The organism is Bradyrhizobium sp. AUGA SZCCT0222, assembly GCF_018130205.1.
GTDB lineage: Bacteria > Pseudomonadota > Alphaproteobacteria > Rhizobiales > Xanthobacteraceae > Bradyrhizobium.
Map to the genome: position 1 here is coordinate 55,106 of NZ_JAFCLX010000016.1, position 15,227 is coordinate 70,332.

A 15,227-nucleotide genomic window follows, 5' to 3' on the forward strand; every position below is an offset into this window, starting at 1 on the left:
GGGCGACCCGGCTCGCTTTTTCGTGAACTCGATAAGCCCCATGCGTCGATCTGGTCGCATCAGGGCAGTAACGAAAACCCGGTTCCCGGCGTATAAACCGGTAACCCATTGCAACGACGGAACAGGCCATGTCGAGCATTGCAGCCAGCGAAGAGCAAGCCAGCGCCAAGGAGACTGCCAAGGCGGCGACCTCGGCCAAGGTCATTCAGCCGGCCTGGGTGCGGGCCCTGCACTGGACCAACGCCTTTGCGATGGTCCTGATGATCATGTCGGGATGGAAGATCTACAACGCCTCCCCGCTGTTCGACTTCACCTTTTCGGACAGTATCACGCTGGGCGGCTGGCTCGGCGGCGCGCTGCTCTGGCACTTTGCCGCGATGTGGCTGTTGATGGTCAACGGCCTGATCTACCTCGCTTTGGGGCTCGCCACCGGCCGCTTCCGCAAGAAGCTGCTGCCGATCACGCCGGAGGGCGTGCTTGCCGATACCAAGGCGGCGCTCACCGGCAAGCTGTCTCACGAGGATCTGACCAAGTACAATTACGTGCAGAAGCTGCTCTATGCCGGCATCATCGTGGTCGGCATCCTGATCGTGCTGTCGGGGCTGGCGATCTGGAAGCCGGTGCAGCTGCAATATCTGACGGCAATGTTCGGCGGCTACGAGGCCGCCCGTTACGTCCACTTCTTCTGCATGGCCGCGATCGTCGCCTTCATGGTGGTGCATGTCGTGCTTGCACTGCTGGTGCCGAAGAGTCTTCGCGCGATGATCATCGGCCGTTGAGGAGAATGACTATGGGCCGCTTGCGCAACCTTCTGATCCCGGGCGTCGACAAGAGCCTGCTGCTCAAGGACGCCGTCAAGACGATGCCGGACCTGACGCGCCGGCGCTTCATCTCCGGCGGCGCCAGCCTCGGCGCGCTGACGCTGCTCACCGGCTGCGACGTGACGGACCAATTCTCGGCCGAGGAAATGCTGAAGCAGGTCTCGAAGTTCAATGACGGCGTGCAGGCCTGGATGTTCAATCCCGATGCGATGGCGCCGACCTTCCCGGAAAGCGCGATCACCAAGCCGTTCCCGTTCAACGCCTATTACAGCCTCGACGAGGCCCCCGAGATCGAGGCCAAGGACTGGAAGCTCGAGGTGCGGGGCCTGGTCGAGAACAAGAAGTCGTGGACGCTCGAGGAATTGTACAAGCTGCCGCAGGTCAAGCAGGTCACGCGCCACATCTGCGTCGAGGGCTGGAGCGCGATCGGCAGCTGGACCGGCACGCCGCTGCGCGATTTCCTGAAAATCGTCGGCGCCGACACGCGCGCCAAATTTGTCTGGTTCCAGTGCGCCGACAAGGACGGCTACAATTCGCCGCTCGACATGCGCAGCGCGCTGCATGCACAGACCCAGATGACGTTCAAATTCGGCGACGAGATCCTGCCGCGCGCCTATGGCTTTCCGATGAAGATTCGCGTGCCCACAAAGCTCGGCTTCAAGAATCCGAAATACGTGCTCTCGATGGAAGTCACCAACGACTACAAGGGCGGCTTCTGGGAAGACCAGGGATATAATTCGTTCAGCGGGAGTTGATTGTCATTCCGGGATGCGCGAAGCGCAGGCCCGGAATCCATTTGGCAGCAGGGGCAGCCTCGCGATGGATTCCGGGCTCTCGCTTCGCGAGCGCCGGAATGACGGCGCATTATTTTGGCTGCAACTTCCTCTGAAACGCGCACAAGACCGCACCGGTCGCCAGCATCGCCGCGGAAACGTTGAGCGCGAACGAAAGACTGCCCACCGCGTCGGTGATCGCGCCGACCACGATCGGCCCGAGCGTCTGGCCGATGCCGAACGAAATGGTCATCGCCGCAATCCCCATCGGCCAGGCGGACGGCGGATAGTTGAAGCGCACGAAGGCGGTGGTCGATCCCACCACCGCGAAGAACGCGACGCCGAATACCAGCGCCGAGATCGCCAGCAACAGCGGCGAGTGCCCGAAGATCGGCAGCGCCGCGCCGATCGCGTTGACGCCCAAGATAATTGCGGTGGTGAGGCCGCCGCGATCCAGCGCCAGCACCCGCCGCCATACCCAGGGCGTTGCGAACGCACTCATCCCGATCAGGCTCCAGAACAGGCTCTGCGCCGCCGCGCCGCCGCCGCCATCGCGGACATAGGCGATCATGAAGGTCATGTAGGCGATGTAGCCGGCGCCGAACAGGAAGTAGCCGACCAGATAGGCCAGCACCGGTCCGACCGAGAATCTGGCCGGTGCCGCGCTGTCGATATCAGCGCCACCGCCCAGCGGCGCCAGCAGCAGCGGCATGATCAGAAGGGCGGAGAGCAGTGTCATCGCCCACCACACGATCCACCACGATCCCGGCCCGAAACCTTGCAGCACGAACGGCGCGATCAGTCCTGACGAGAGGATGCCGAGCCCGGGCCCGGCGTAAAACAGGCTGAGCAGAAAATTGGCGCGCTCGGGGCGCGTCTGCGCGATCGTGGCGGCCAGCGCCGCGCCGCCGACGAATCCGCCCGCGGCTCCGATGCCCGCCAGCAGCCGGGCAAAGCTCAGCACGAAAAAATTGCCGGAGACGGCGCAGAGCGCCAGCGAGATGACGGCAGCGAGTGTTCCCCAGCGCACCGTTCGCGTCAGCCCAAACCGCCGGATCATGCGCGAGGCGAGCAGCGCGCCCGCGAGATATCCGACGGCGTTGATCGTGTTCATGAAGCCGGCCGCGGAATAGGACCAGCCCAGCGCGTCGCGCATGTCCGGAAGCACCAGGGCATAGGCGAAGCGGCCGATTCCAAGACCGATCGTCGGCGCAAGCGACACGATGAGGATCAACCACGCGGGATGCGCGTAGGACGGGGGAGGGTTAGGGGCTCTCACAAAAATCTCCGGCAACGGTCATTCTGGCAGGCCAGGCGACCGTTGCACAGCCGCGCAGGGAGCAATGGTGTCGTGCCGTTTGCGCAACGTCAGCCGATCAGCACCAGCGCCACGCCGGCAACCGTCAGCACCGCGCCGGCGACGATGCGCGGTGTGATCCGTACATGGTGCAGCACCATTGCGCTGAGCAGCAATGTGACGAGCGGATAGATCGCGACGACAGGTGCGACCAGCGTGATCGGGCCGTTGCGCAAGGCGGTGAACAGCGACAGCAGGCTGAGGCCGTTGCAGATGCCGGTCATGGCGAACCAGAACCGGCCCGGCCATGGCGCTGTCACGACGAAGCTCCCCTTGCGGACGCGCTGTACGGTCAGCACCACGAAGGACGACACGACATAGCCGATCAGGCAGGCCCAGAGCGGGCTTGGCCAGATTTCGAGCCCAAGCTTGACGATCGGCGGCACCACGCCGCGCAGCAACGCGCTCGCGAGCGGCAGCAGCAGGGCCCAGCTTCGCCAGTCGCCGAGATCGCGGGGGCGGGTGACGGTGATGATCACGGCGCCGGCGACCGCGATCACGAGGCCGGCGAATTGCAGCTGGTGGAGCGGCTCATGCAGGAGGACGACGGCGAGCGCGACCGCGAACAACGGCGCCAGATTGCCGAGGGTCGAGGTGACGACCGGTCCCAGCGCGCTGTTGGAGGCAAAGGTCAGCAGGGTCAGCATCGCCGGAAATACCAGCCCGATCGCGGCGAAGATCGGCAGGGCCCGCCAGACCACGGGCTCGCCGGCCAGCAGCAGGGGCGAGACCAGCAGGAACAACAGCGTGAACGAGGGTACGCTGATCGCGGCCCCGGACAGCGGTTCGACCGTTCGCAGCCCGAATTGCGCCGTCACGACGCCCGCGCCCAGAAAGGCGGCCGAGGCAAAGGCGAACAGGATGGCAGGGGTCATGAGGTCCGTCTTGAGGCGGGCTTGCTCGAGCCGCCTTTGTGGCCTGTCCAAGCCGCCTTGCCAATCCGCCCCGGGCGTTTTAGCACTCCCGCGGAATTCCTCCGCTGTCATGCCCGGGCTCGACCCGGGCATCCATCGCCTTCAAAGAAGCTGGATTGCCGGGTCAAGCCCGGCAATGACAACCAAACAAGCTCCGAGGTAACTGATCATGGCGACCCATAAACTGCTGCTTCTCCCTGGCGACGGCATCGGCCCCGAAGTGATGGGCGAGGTGCAACGCCTGATCGACTGGCTCAACGCGCAAGGCATTGCCCGTTTCGAGACCGAGCAGGGGCTGGTCGGCGGTTCCGCCTATGACGCTCACAAGGTCTCGATCAGCGAGGGCGACATGGCCAAGGCCACAGCGGCCGATGCCGTGATCTTCGGCGCGGTCGGCGGTCCGAAATGGGACGCCGTGCCCTATGACGTGCGGCCCGAAGCCGGCCTGTTGCGCCTGCGCAAGGATCTCGGCCTGTTCGCCAATCTGCGCCCGGCGGTGTGTTATCCGGCGCTGGCGGACGCCTCCAGCCTGAAGCGCGAGATCGTCGAAGGCCTCGACATCATGATCGTGCGCGAACTGACCGGCGGGGTCTATTTCGGCGAGCCGAAGACCATCACCGATCTCGGCAACGGCCAGAAGCGTGCCGTCGACACCCAGGTCTATGACACCTACGAGATCGAGCGCATCGCCCGGGTCGCCTTCGATCTCGCGCGGAAACGCCGCAACAAGCTGACCTCGATGGAAAAGCGCAACGTCATGAAGTCAGGCGTGCTCTGGAACGAGGTGGTGACGCAGGTGCACGCCCGCGAATACAAGGACGTGACGCTGGAGCATCAGCTCGCCGATTCCGGCGGCATGAACCTCGTCAAGGCGCCGAAGGCGTTCGACGTCATCGTGACAGACAATCTGTTCGGCGACATGCTGTCGGATATCGCGGCGATGCTGACGGGCTCGCTCGGCATGCTGCCCTCGGCCTCGCTTGGCGAGATCGACGCCAAGACCAAGAAGCGCCGTTCGCTGTTCGAGCCGGTGCACGGCTCGGCGCCCGATATCGCAGGCAAAGGTCTCGCCAATCCGATCGCGATGATTTCCTCGTTCGGCATGGCGCTGCGCTATTCGTTCGACATGGGCGCGCTCGCCGACAAGGTCGATGCGGCGATCGCTGCCGTGCTCGCCAGCGGTCTGCGCACCGCGGATATCAAGTCCGAGGGAACGACGGCGGCCAGCACCACGCAGATGGGCGATGCGATTTTGAAGGAATTGCAGAAGCTGCACGCGTAAGCCGAAGGACTCTCCGCATCGTCGTCCCGGCCTTGAGCCGGGACCCATAACCACAGTCGGTTATGATGGCGAAGAGAGTCGTCGAGCAGCTTTAGTAGATCGACGGGCCGCGGCGTATGGGTCCCGGCTCAGGGCCGGGACGACACTGTTGGCTTTGGTTCAATACAGCGGGAAGCGCTGCGGATAGCCACCCATGTCCGACGGCGGGTTGAGCGGCTGACGGTCGATCGGGCGATTGAGGTTCTCGCGCGCGAATGACGGGTAGCCGAGATCCGGCGGAAACGCGTAATCCTGGAATTTGCGGTCGCCCGGCAAGACTTCGGTGCCGGCGTCGAGCCAGGAGCGCGTCGTGACGTAAACGCGGGTATTCGGGCCCTGCTGGTAGACCCGGTTGGGGCCATTGCGTCCGTAGTGGGGGCGGCCATCCTTGTCGTAGCGCTGGTTGGACTGGGCGCTGGCTTCGGTCGCGGCGACCGCAACGAGGGCGGCTGCAGCAAGCATCACCACGAGCTTGCTCGCAGCAGGGAATTTGGGGGTCATCGCATCCTCGTCATTGTCAGCCCCTTGGGGCCGATCACCAAATCGGGTTGGCGCTCATTGTAGCCGCGGCAGGGTGGGCGTCACTAGGTCAATTGCGCCACACCGGACCATAATAATGCCGGCACTGGCGAAAAAGTTTCATGAAAACCAGTATCTTGGCGCGGTATGGCAATTAGAAGGCGCCGCGCAATTGCGGGTTGTCTCCGCCGGTCAGCCAATCCGCCGACAGGGCCGGCGCGGCTGATGTCGCGCAGTCCGCGCGCCTGAGTTCGGCGCGCGCGAACAATTCCGCCAGTTTCGGGTCGTTTCCGGTGCTCAGCAGGGTCAGCCGGTTCAGCATGCAGGAGATCGCGGTGCGGCGGGCCGGCAAATTGTCGCCCTGGCACGACCAGCCGGAGATACGTAAATTGGAGTCGCTGACGCGCTTCATGAATCCGAGGCAGCCGCGGGACGCCTCAGCGCCGCCGATCAGGCGCAGCAGGGTCACCGTGCCGAACTTGCTGTCGATCAGGCCCGCGGCTTCCAGCTCGCGCAGGCCGCCCGGGTCCATTCGGGCGGCGATCTCCGCGATCGCGGGGCCGGCATGGCTGAGTTCGCCGCCCGGGCGATAGATCTCGAGTTCGGCGACCGGCTTTTTGTCGGCGCCGCGCCACCGGAAGACATCCCGGCGGCCGCCCTGCGGATGCCGAAAAATCTCGTAAGCCTCTGTTTTATCGTGCGGATCAAACTGGCTGACGGCAAGAGCGCGCGACGAGCGGTCGACCAGGCTCCAGGCATCCTTCAATGCGGCATCCTTCAATGAGGCTTCCCTGGCTGAGGGGGCCATCGCCGCGGCATCGGGCAATTGTTCCCACAACGCCATGCCGCCCATGGCGAGCAGAGCCAGGGTCATTACATACGCAACCAGGCGAGCCAGCGTACCGCAGAACTCGTCCGCAAAGCTGGCCAGCGCCGGATGGATTCTCGTCGTATAATGGGACTTGTAATGGGACTTGGCCGGTTCGGCCGAAAAGGACTGCATCAAACGCCCAAACGCAACGGTCAAACGTTCTTGCAAACGTTGTCTTGAGGGTGTTTCTCGCATAGAAGCGCTGCCTCTTCCCTTTCCGCCGCGGGCGGGGGGACGGCATTTTTCGTCGGAGAGTGAACGATGGGTTACAAAGTCGCGCTGGTCGGAGCGACCGGCAATGTCGGGCGGGAAATGCTCAACATTCTCGACGAACGCAAATTCCCCGCGGACGAGGTGGTGGCGCTGGCGTCACGCCGCAGCGTTGGCGTGGAAGTTTCGTATGGCGACCGTACCCTGAAGTGCAAAGCGCTCGAGCACTACGATTTCTCCGATATCGACATCTGCCTGATGTCGGCGGGCGGTGCGGTGTCGAAGGAATGGTCGCCCAAGATCGGCGCCGCCGGCGCTGTCGTGATCGACAATTCGTCGGCCTGGCGGATGGATCCGGACGTGCCGCTGATCGTGCCCGAAGTGAACGCCGACGCCGTGACCGGCTTCACCAAGAAGAACATCATCGCCAATCCGAACTGCTCGACCGCGCAGCTCGTGGTGGCGCTGAAGCCGCTGCACGACAAGGCCACCATCAAGCGCGTCGTGGTCGCGACCTATCAGTCGGTGTCGGGCGCCGGCAAGGATGCGATGGATGAGCTGTTTTCGCAGACCAAGGCCGTCTACACCAACAGCGAACTGATCAACAAGAAATTCCCCAAGCGTATCGCCTTCAACGTCATCCCCGAGATCGACGTGTTCATGGAGGACGGCTACACCAAGGAAGAGTGGAAGATGATGATGGAGACCAAGAAGATTCTTGATCCCAAAATCAGGCTGACCGCCACTTGCGTGCGCGTGCCGGTGTTCGTCGGCCATTCGGAAGCCGTCAACATCGAGTTCGAGAATCCGATCACTGCCGATGAAGCGCGCAACATCCTGCGCAATGCGCCGGGGTGCCTCGTGATCGACAAGCACGAGCCTGGCGGTTACGTCACGCCTTATGAAGCCGCCGGCGAAGACGCGACCTATATCAGCCGCATCCGCGAGGACGCGACCGTCGAGAACGGGCTGTCGCTGTGGTGCGTTTCCGATAATCTGCGCAAGGGTGCGGCGCTGAACGCGGTGCAGATCGCCGAGTGCCTGATCAACCGCAAGCTGATCAGCGCCAAGAAGAAAGCAGCATAAAGGCCGCGTAGCCTTTAGATGCTGCCCTGCATCTCGCTGACGGCGTGGAATTCCTTCGCCGCCGGATCGAGCACGAACAGGGAGCCTTCAGCGACGCCGAAATAGGCGCCGTGCAAACTCATCTCGCCGCGTTCGACCAAGGTGCGGACGAACGGAAACGTCATTAGATTCTCGAGGCTGCGAAACACCGCCGCCTTCTCGATCCGCACCGTAAATTCCTGCATCGACTCGCGGTCACGCTGCTCGACGACTTCGCCCGGCTTGATGAACATCTGCATCCATCGCCCGATGAAATCGCCGGGCGACAGGGGTTCGATTTTGTCGATGAAGGCGCGGATGCCGCCACATTGCGCATGGCCGAGCACCACGACGTGCTTGATGCGCAAAACATTTACCGCGTATTCCAGCGCCGCGGATACGCCGTGGGCGCCGCCGTCGGGCTGATAGACCGGCACCAGATTGGCCACGTTGCGGACCACGAACAGTTCGCCCGGGCCGGCATCGAAAATGACCTCCGGCGAAACGCGGGAATCGCAGCAGCCGATCACCATGACAGCGGGCGACTGGCCACGCTCGGACAGTTCCCGGTAGCGTGACTGTTCTGTAGGCAGTCGCTGCGAGGTGAAGGTCCGGTAGCCGTCGATCAGATGTTGCGGAAATGCGGTCATGGCCCTTGCCTAACCATAGACCGATGACAGGAACAAGGCTTTCGGCGGCTCGTTTGAAATGATATCGCGTGGGGTACAAAAAGCCCCATAGGAAACCTGCCCATGATCCGTCCGCGCCGCAGCCTGTTGTTCATGCCGGGATCGAACGCGCGGGCGCTGGAAAAGGCGCGCAACCTTGCCGCCGACGGTATCATCCTCGACCTTGAGGATTCGGTGGCGCCGGACGCCAAGGCGCTGGCCCGTGACCAGATCGCCAAGGCGATCGCGGCTGGCGGGTTCGGCAAGCGCGAGGTGCTGATCCGGGTCAACAGCCTGGATACGCCGTGGTGGATCGACGACGTCACCATGGCCGGCAAGGCGCGGCCCGACGGTATCCTGGTTCCCAAGATTTCCAGCGTCGCGGATCTCAACGCCATCGCCAATCGCCTCAGCGACATCGGCGCGGATACCTCGATCCGGGTCTGGGCCATGATCGAGACTTCGCGCGCGGTGCTGGACGCGGACAAGCTCGCCGCGGCGTCGAAGGATTCGGAAACGCGTCTCGCGGGCTTCGTTTTCGGGCCGAACGACATTTCGCGGGAGACGCGGATCCGCATGCAGCCGGGCCGCGCCGCGATGATCCCGATGATTACGCATTGCATCCTGGCGACGCGCGCGCATGGTCTCGAGATCCTCGATGGGCCCTACGGCGATATTGCTAACGTCGATGGCTTTGCCGTCGAATGCGCGCAGGGCCGCGATCTCGGGTTCGACGGCAAGACGCTGATCCATCCGAGCCATATCGAGGCCTGCAACGCGATCTTCACGCCGCCGGCGGAGGAAGTCGCGGAAGCCCGCAAGATCATCGCGGCGTTCCAGCAGCCCGAGAACGCTTCGCGCGGCGCGATCCAGCTCGACGGCCGCATGGTGGAACGGCTGCACGCCGACATGGCCAAGCGGACGATTGCGATTGCGGATGCGATCGCGGCGATGGGGCATTAGAGACCTTCACATCACAGTCCACGTCGTCCCGGCCTTGAGCTCAGATGCGCAATTGCGCATCGGGGGACCCATACCGCGTGATCTATCGGTAGAAAAAAGCCGACATACACTGCCTGCAATTACTACGGCCGCGGCGTAGGGGTCCCGGCTCAATACCGGGACGACGGGATCAACCAAACCTATCCGTCGCCCAGGCGTAGAGACTGCCGGGAATCGGCTTCTGGCTGCCGCGGCCTTTCGGAGAAATATGCAGGCCGATAATCGCGGGATCGGCGAGCAGCGCCGAAAAATCGGTCTGTTCGAAAAACAGTTTCGGTTCGGCATGGACCGCATAGAATGATTGCTTCGGCAATGCGTGCTGCAATTCGCCTCCGCGGCGCGCGAGCGCGGTGAGCGCGGCCGGACCGAAGATCGCCACGCGAATATCCGAGAGGCGGTTCGATCCGCCGCGCAGTTGCCGCAGCATGAAGGTCAGGCGATGGCGCAGTGCCAGCCAGTCCGGCGTCAGTTCGTCCTGGGCCATCAGATTCTCGAACGCCGTGACGATGGGATCGCTAGGGGGCAGATACAAAACCGAATTGCCGAGCTGGCGCGGCCGTTCCCAGGCGAAATAGGGTTTTGCGGGATCGATCTCGACCGGCTTCAGCAGCAGGACATCCGCGTCGAGCCAAAGCCCGGCCTTCTCCGCCATCAACCGCATGCGGAAGAAATCGCTGAATTGCAGGATGGTCCAGTCGCGCCAGCTGCCGTCGGGCTGCGGTGGACGAAGCCGCTCGGAAAAGGAATGCGGCAGGATCGCTTCGGCCTCGGCATTGCCGACGCCGTCAGGCAGGCCGGCAAGCGGGTCGAAACTGTAAACGGTGACCTTGTGGCCCGCTGCGACCTGCGATCGCAGGCAGGTCAGCCGGAGCGCATCGAGCGGGCCATGCCAGAAGGTGACGACGTCAGGCCGCATCGGCGTCGCCTCACTATTGTCGAGCGAGGGCAGCGACCCGCGATCAGGCCCAGGCGCGCTCTTTTGTGGCCTTGGCCTCGTAGGTATCGATGGAAGCCTTTTTCTCCATCGTCAGGCCAATGTCGTCCAGACCGTTGAGCAGGCAATGCTTGCGGAACGGGTCGATCTCGAACTTCACGGTGCCACCGTCGGGGCCGCGGATTTCCTGGGCCGCGAGATCGATTGTCAGCGTCGCGTTGGCGCCGCGTTCGGCGTCGTCGAACAGTTTGTCGAGGTCGTCCTGGGTGACGCGGATCGGCAGGATGCCGTTCTTGAAGCAGTTGTTGTAGAAGATGTCGCCGAACGAGGTCGAGATCACGCAGCGGATCCCGAAATCCAACAGCGCCCACGGCGCGTGCTCGCGGCTCGAGCCGCAGCCGAAATTGTCGCCGGCGACCAGCACCTTGGAATTGCGGTAGGCGGGCTTGTTGAGGATGAAGTCCGGATTCTCGCTGCCGTCATCCTTGTAGCGCTGTTCGGAGAACAGGCCCTTGCCAAGGCCGGTACGCTTGATGGTCTTCAGATACTGCTTCGGAATGATCATGTCGGTGTCGACATTGATGATCTTCAGGGGCGCGGCAACGCCTTCCAGTGTGGTGAACTTGTCCATCGAACGTACTTCCCGGCTGAAAATGAAGGGATAGGGCGGTAATTTATCGCGAAATCGCCCCCGGCAAAAGGCCAATTTGCGCAATCCTACCCTGTCTGGGCTTCAATAGCCTCCATATCGGCATCCGACAGACCGAAATGGTGGCCGATTTCGTGAATCAGCACGTGCCGGACGATATGGCCGAGGGATTCCTCATGCTCGGCCCAGTAGTCCAGGATCGGCCGCCGGTAGAGCCAGATCATGTTGGGCAGGCGGCCGACGTCGTTATTGCTTTGCTGCGGCAGGCCGACGCCCTGGAACAGCCCGAGCAGGTCGAACTCGGTTTGCGCCTGCATTTCGTCGAGGACCTCGTCGGTCGGGAAATCGTCGACGCGGATGATCACGCCCTCGCACAGGGTTCGAAAGCCCTTTGGCAGGCGCTCGAAGACCTCATGCGCCATGGCTTCCATTTCGGCGAGCGACGGTGCTTTTGCTTCCTTCCACATCGCGTCTGTTTAGCGCGTGTTCCACCGGCGCGCCTACTCATTTTGAATACCACCGCAAAGGTTGACCTTGGCGCGGCAATCGGAGACCGTGCGGCCCGATAACAGGCTTTGGGTGGGCGGAATGAAACGGATTGCGGCGGCGGCGGTAGTGGCGATTTTGACCGGATTCTTGTTGCCGGATGTCGGCGCACAGGCTCAGACGGCACCGTCTGGGATACGCACCGCACAGGCGCCGAAGCCGGCTGTCACCGACGCGTCCGCACAACGCCGGCGGCCGCTCCGCCGCGTGCCGATCTACCGGCAGGAGCAGTGGGAACCCGATGTCTATCCGCGCTACAATCCGGGGCCGAATGCGGTGCGCAGCTGCACGGCAACCTATGTGCAGGAATACCGGCCGAGCGGCGCCGTCATCACGCCGCGCATGAACTGCTACTGGCGGCCCGGCTAAAGCGTTTTCCAGCGAAGTGGACACCGGTTCGCGTCAAGAAAACGTGTCCCCGTTCCGATTCAATCGGAACGGAAAAAGACTCTAGCGCCGGCGTACCGCGCCGATCAAGTTCACGCAGACCACAATCGCCGACAAGCGATAGACGAGGACGGCCATCGCCGTTTGCGTGAACACGCCGCATCTTCATCGCGGAGTCATTTTCGTGGCGGAGTCATTCAGTTCGCATTCACGTCATCAGCTTAAATCTGTGAACTGCGTCGTGGCGATGCGGCATGCTTGTCGAAAACCGTCCGCCACGGACGTGACATCCCCGCGTGAGCGTAAGCTCATCGCTGGAGGACCAAGGAGACTACACATGCAAATGACGAAAGTTCTGGGGCTTGCCGCCGTTGGCGCCATGCTCGTTATAGCCGCTCCGACCGAGCGCGCTAACGCGTTGTCGCTCAGCAATCCCGGCGCTGCCGCGGCCGTCCAGGAGGATGTCAGGCCTGAGACGACAGAGGCGGGATGGCGGCATCGCCATCATCGTTGGCATCGTCATCATCACCACCGTCGGCATCATCATCATCATCATCGCCGCTGGTGATCGCGGCTTTGCGTATGTGAAGTGAACAGGCCCGTTCATCGCGGGTCTGTTTTCACTTCAAGTTTACTGCCACGAAACGGGCGCGATTGCTGCCTGTTATTTGATGATCCTGAATCAGAAGAGGTAGATCGTCATGAAGACCTTGATCGGAGCGGCTGCAGTCGCGGGCGCTCTGGTGTTTGCCGGCCCGGCGGCGGTCAACTCGGCGGCCGCGGCATCGCCGCAAATGAAGCAACAAACCGCCGGCACATCAGGTGCGACCGACTTCAGCGCGCAGCGCTATCGGCGCCATTATGGTTACGGCTATTATCGGCCGTATGCTCGCCCATACTACCGGCCGTATTACGGACCCCGCTACTACGCGCGGCCCAATTACTACCGGCCATATCCCTATTACGCACCGGCGCCGTTCACGTTCGGCTTCGGCTTCGGGCCGTATTGGTAACGGGCGAGGCCATCGCGCTCCGTAGGATGGGCAAAGCCACCCGGTCGCGCGAATGCGCGCCCGATGATGAACTCCGCGTGCCCACCACTAAGAATAGATGGTGGGCACGGCGCTTGCGCGCCTTTGCTAACCCTACGGTGTGATAGCGATCAGGCGGCGCGAATGAGATCGAGGAAAGTGTTGACGTCGGCGCGCAGCTTCTCCGACTGATGGCTGAGGTCGTCAGCCGCCGTCAGCACTTCCGACGCCGCGGCGCCGGTCTCGTTGGCGGCGTCGTTGACGCTGCCGACGTTCGAAGATACCTCGGTCGTTCCCTTCGAAACTTCCTGGATGTTCTGCGCAATGTCGCGGGTGGCAGCGCTCTGCTGCTCGACCGCGGCAGCGATCGCCGTGGCGATTTCGTTCATCTGGGCGATCGTCGTCCCGATCGTCTTGATGGCCGTCACGGCGTTGCCGGTCTCCTGCTGGATCGCGGCGATCTGGGCTGAAATATCCTCGGTTGCCTTGGCGGTCTGGGTGGCAAGCGCCTTCACCTCGGTGGCGACGACGGCAAAGCCCTTGCCGGACTCGCCGGCGCGCGCCGCTTCGATCGTGGCATTGAGCGCCAGCAGGTTGGTCTGCGACGCGATGTTCTGGATCAGCGAAATGACTTCGCCGATTTTCTGTGCCGCTTCGGCCAACCCCTCGACGGTCTTGTTGGTGCGGTCGGTCTCGGCGACCGCAAGGTTGGCGGTCTGGGACGCCTGCGCCACCTGGCGCGAGATTTCGCTGATCGAGGCATGCAGTTCCTCGGTCGCCACGGCAACCGTCTGCACGTTCGCGGAGGCGACGTCGGAGGCGTTGGCGACAGCGGTGGCCTGCCGGCTGGTTTCCTCCGCCGTTGCCGTCATGCTGCCGGCGGTGGCGTGCATCTCGGCCGACGCCGCGGTCAGCGTTTGCAAAGCTTCGGAGACCTGGACGTCGAAGGTCGCGATGTAACCTTCGATGGCGCGCTGCCGGGCTTCCTTGCGGATCTGCTCCTCGCGCTGTTCGGCTTCGAGGCGTCGCGCCGTCATCGCATTTTCCTTGAAGACGGTGAGCGACTTGGCGAGACCGCCAACCTCGTCGGTGCGGCCGGCACCGACGATCGAAATATCGAGATCGCCCCCGGCAAGCTTGGTCATTTCAAGCGTCATGCGCCGCAATGGCTGGGCGATCTGGCCGAACGCGATCCAGCCGAGGATAGTAAAGGCCAGCAGCAGGCCGACAATCGCCCCGACCACGAGCAAGAAACGGGTGTATTCGGCGCTGGCGACGCTCGCGTCGCGCGCGGCGCGCATGGCGTCCGTATTAATGGTGATGAGTTGTCCCACCGCCGCGATCGCGGTCTGGCGATGCTTGGCCGCGACGTTGACCGAATAGGCGAATGCTTCCTCCATCTTGCCGGCGGCCGCCAGTTCGAACACCTTGGCGCTGGCGACCCGGCGGTCCTTGACTGCGGTTCGCATGGTGTCGATCAACTGGCGCTGTTCGGGAGCGGTGGTGACGGTCGCCAGACGATCGATCGCCTCCAGCGTGGCATCGGTGGCCTTGCCGTAGGACTCGACGTTCCGGCTGATCGCCTTGCTGTCCGTGCCGGAGAGAATGACGTTCTTCTCGCTCACCGCGGCGCTGTTGAAATGGCTTTCGGCCTGCAGACTGTATTGCACCCGCATCGCGTTGCCGTCGACGAGGCTCGCCGCCGTCGCGGACAGGTTGCTCAGGGCCATCGAGGCCTGCACGACGATCCCGACCGCCACAAGGGCGACGATCGCGGCAGGCACTGCGATCTTGGCAATAATGGGCAGGTTTTGAAATCTGGCGATCATGTCTGGATCTCTCTGGAGTGAAATTTGCTTGCTGCCGAACCACTGCGACCGGCCTGAGAACCGCGCCCGTGCCGGCACGGCGCCACGCCGGATCAAGCCCTCCACACGAGGGGATCCGAGGCCAGCTATCGATTTTCTGATTGGTTAAGGGTCAGTTTACCAGCCGGCCGTTAGCAAAGTGTTGACGCTGCCGGATCGAGTTCCCGACAAGGCGCGGCTGAGCTTCATCAAACGTTTTGGCCAGGGTGAGTTGAAACAAAGCAGGCGCCCGCTGGGGCGCCTGTTTTTTTG

At 63.1% G+C, this 15,227-nt stretch carries 17 protein-coding genes; 8 read left to right on the top strand and 9 right to left on the bottom strand.

The features are described from left to right. The first annotated feature begins 128 nt into the window (after positions 1–128). Together JQ629_RS16325 and JQ629_RS16330 are read left to right on the top strand one after the other, a co-directional pair. On the top strand, positions 129–779 hold the full coding sequence (locus tag JQ629_RS16325; RefSeq protein ID WP_212413537.1) for a cytochrome b/b6 domain-containing protein: 651 nt from the start codon (positions 129–131) through the stop codon (positions 777–779). An 11-nt stretch (positions 780–790) separates the two neighbouring features. Then, a complete protein-coding gene (locus JQ629_RS16330; RefSeq protein WP_212413538.1) occupies positions 791–1,576 on the top strand; it encodes a molybdopterin-dependent oxidoreductase in 786 nt (261 codons plus the stop codon). A gap of 109 nt (positions 1,577–1,685) precedes the next feature. On the opposite strand, the gene JQ629_RS16335 is transcribed toward JQ629_RS16330, so the two are convergent. Both JQ629_RS16335 and JQ629_RS16340 read right to left on the bottom strand, forming a co-directional pair. Next, entirely contained in the window at positions 1,686–2,873 is a 1,188-nt protein-coding gene (locus JQ629_RS16335) for a YbfB/YjiJ family MFS transporter (RefSeq protein ID WP_212413539.1), read from the bottom strand. A gap of 89 nt (positions 2,874–2,962) precedes the next feature. Further along, entirely contained in the window at positions 2,963–3,826 is an 864-nt protein-coding gene (locus tag JQ629_RS16340) for a DMT family transporter (protein ID WP_212413540.1), read from the bottom strand. Between the two features lie 208 nt (positions 3,827–4,034). On the opposite strand from JQ629_RS16340, the gene leuB reads away from it, so the two are divergent. Next, on the top strand, positions 4,035–5,147 hold the full coding sequence (leuB, locus tag JQ629_RS16345; protein ID WP_212413541.1) for a 3-isopropylmalate dehydrogenase: 1,113 nt from the start codon (positions 4,035–4,037) through the stop codon (positions 5,145–5,147). Positions 5,148–5,306: 159 nt separating this feature from the next. Here the strand turns inward: leuB and JQ629_RS16350 are convergent, their stop codons facing one another. Together JQ629_RS16350 and JQ629_RS16355 are read right to left on the bottom strand one after the other, a co-directional pair. Next, the gene (locus tag JQ629_RS16350; protein WP_212413542.1) at positions 5,307–5,687 is read right to left on the bottom strand and encodes a hypothetical protein; all 381 of its coding nucleotides are present in this window, start codon (positions 5,685–5,687) and stop codon (positions 5,307–5,309) included. A gap of 172 nt (positions 5,688–5,859) precedes the next feature. Continuing rightward, positions 5,860–6,708 carry a hypothetical protein gene (locus JQ629_RS16355; protein WP_212413543.1) on the bottom strand — a complete coding sequence of 283 codons (849 nt, stop codon included), beginning with the start codon at positions 6,706–6,708 and terminating at the stop codon, positions 5,860–5,862. 129 nt (positions 6,709–6,837) lie between these two features. On the opposite strand from JQ629_RS16355, the gene JQ629_RS16360 reads away from it, so the two are divergent. After that, complete coding sequence (locus JQ629_RS16360; protein WP_192739342.1) at positions 6,838–7,872, top strand: aspartate-semialdehyde dehydrogenase; 1,035 nt, start codon at positions 6,838–6,840, stop codon at positions 7,870–7,872. Between the two features lie 14 nt (positions 7,873–7,886). Here JQ629_RS16360 and JQ629_RS16365 read toward each other — a convergent pair whose 3' ends face one another. Next, positions 7,887–8,540, bottom strand: coding sequence for a carbonic anhydrase (locus JQ629_RS16365; protein ID WP_212413544.1), 654 nt, complete (start codon positions 8,538–8,540; stop codon positions 7,887–7,889). 102 nt (positions 8,541–8,642) lie between these two features. Between JQ629_RS16365 and JQ629_RS16370 the strand changes: the two genes are divergently transcribed. Continuing rightward, positions 8,643–9,521 (top strand): HpcH/HpaI aldolase/citrate lyase family protein, encoded by an 879-nt coding sequence (locus JQ629_RS16370; protein WP_212413545.1) that lies wholly within the window; start codon positions 8,643–8,645, stop codon positions 9,519–9,521. A gap of 169 nt (positions 9,522–9,690) precedes the next feature. On the opposite strand, the gene JQ629_RS16375 is transcribed toward JQ629_RS16370, so the two are convergent. The 3 genes from JQ629_RS16375 to JQ629_RS16385 all read right to left on the bottom strand — a co-directional run bounded on the left by JQ629_RS16375 (position 9,691) and on the right by JQ629_RS16385 (position 11,610). Continuing rightward, complete coding sequence (locus tag JQ629_RS16375) at positions 9,691–10,476, bottom strand: glycosyltransferase family 32 protein (RefSeq protein ID WP_212413546.1); 786 nt, start codon at positions 10,474–10,476, stop codon at positions 9,691–9,693. A gap of 43 nt (positions 10,477–10,519) precedes the next feature. Beyond that, entirely contained in the window at positions 10,520–11,125 is a 606-nt protein-coding gene (gene leuD, locus JQ629_RS16380) for a 3-isopropylmalate dehydratase small subunit (protein WP_212267600.1), read from the bottom strand. An 86-nt stretch (positions 11,126–11,211) separates the two neighbouring features. After that, a complete protein-coding gene (locus JQ629_RS16385; protein WP_212413547.1) occupies positions 11,212–11,610 on the bottom strand; it encodes a metallopeptidase family protein in 399 nt (132 codons plus the stop codon). 121 nt (positions 11,611–11,731) lie between these two features. On the opposite strand from JQ629_RS16385, the gene JQ629_RS16390 reads away from it, so the two are divergent. The 3 genes from JQ629_RS16390 (at position 11,732) to JQ629_RS16395 (ending at position 13,089) form a co-directional block, all read left to right on the top strand. After that, positions 11,732–12,058: a hypothetical protein gene (locus tag JQ629_RS16390; protein ID WP_212413548.1), complete on the top strand. Its 327-nt coding sequence runs from the start codon at positions 11,732–11,734 to the stop codon at positions 12,056–12,058. Between the two features lie 479 nt (positions 12,059–12,537). After that, entirely contained in the window at positions 12,538–12,669 is a 132-nt protein-coding gene (locus JQ629_RS37745; RefSeq protein WP_349631274.1) for a hypothetical protein, read from the top strand. Between the two features lie 108 nt (positions 12,670–12,777). Beyond that, the gene (locus JQ629_RS16395) at positions 12,778–13,089 is read left to right on the top strand and encodes a hypothetical protein (protein ID WP_249135095.1); all 312 of its coding nucleotides are present in this window, start codon (positions 12,778–12,780) and stop codon (positions 13,087–13,089) included. A gap of 149 nt (positions 13,090–13,238) precedes the next feature. Here JQ629_RS16395 and JQ629_RS16400 read toward each other — a convergent pair whose 3' ends face one another. Continuing rightward, a complete protein-coding gene (locus tag JQ629_RS16400) occupies positions 13,239–14,936 on the bottom strand; it encodes a methyl-accepting chemotaxis protein (protein WP_212413549.1) in 1,698 nt (565 codons plus the stop codon). Positions 14,937–15,227 lie beyond the last annotated feature (291 nt).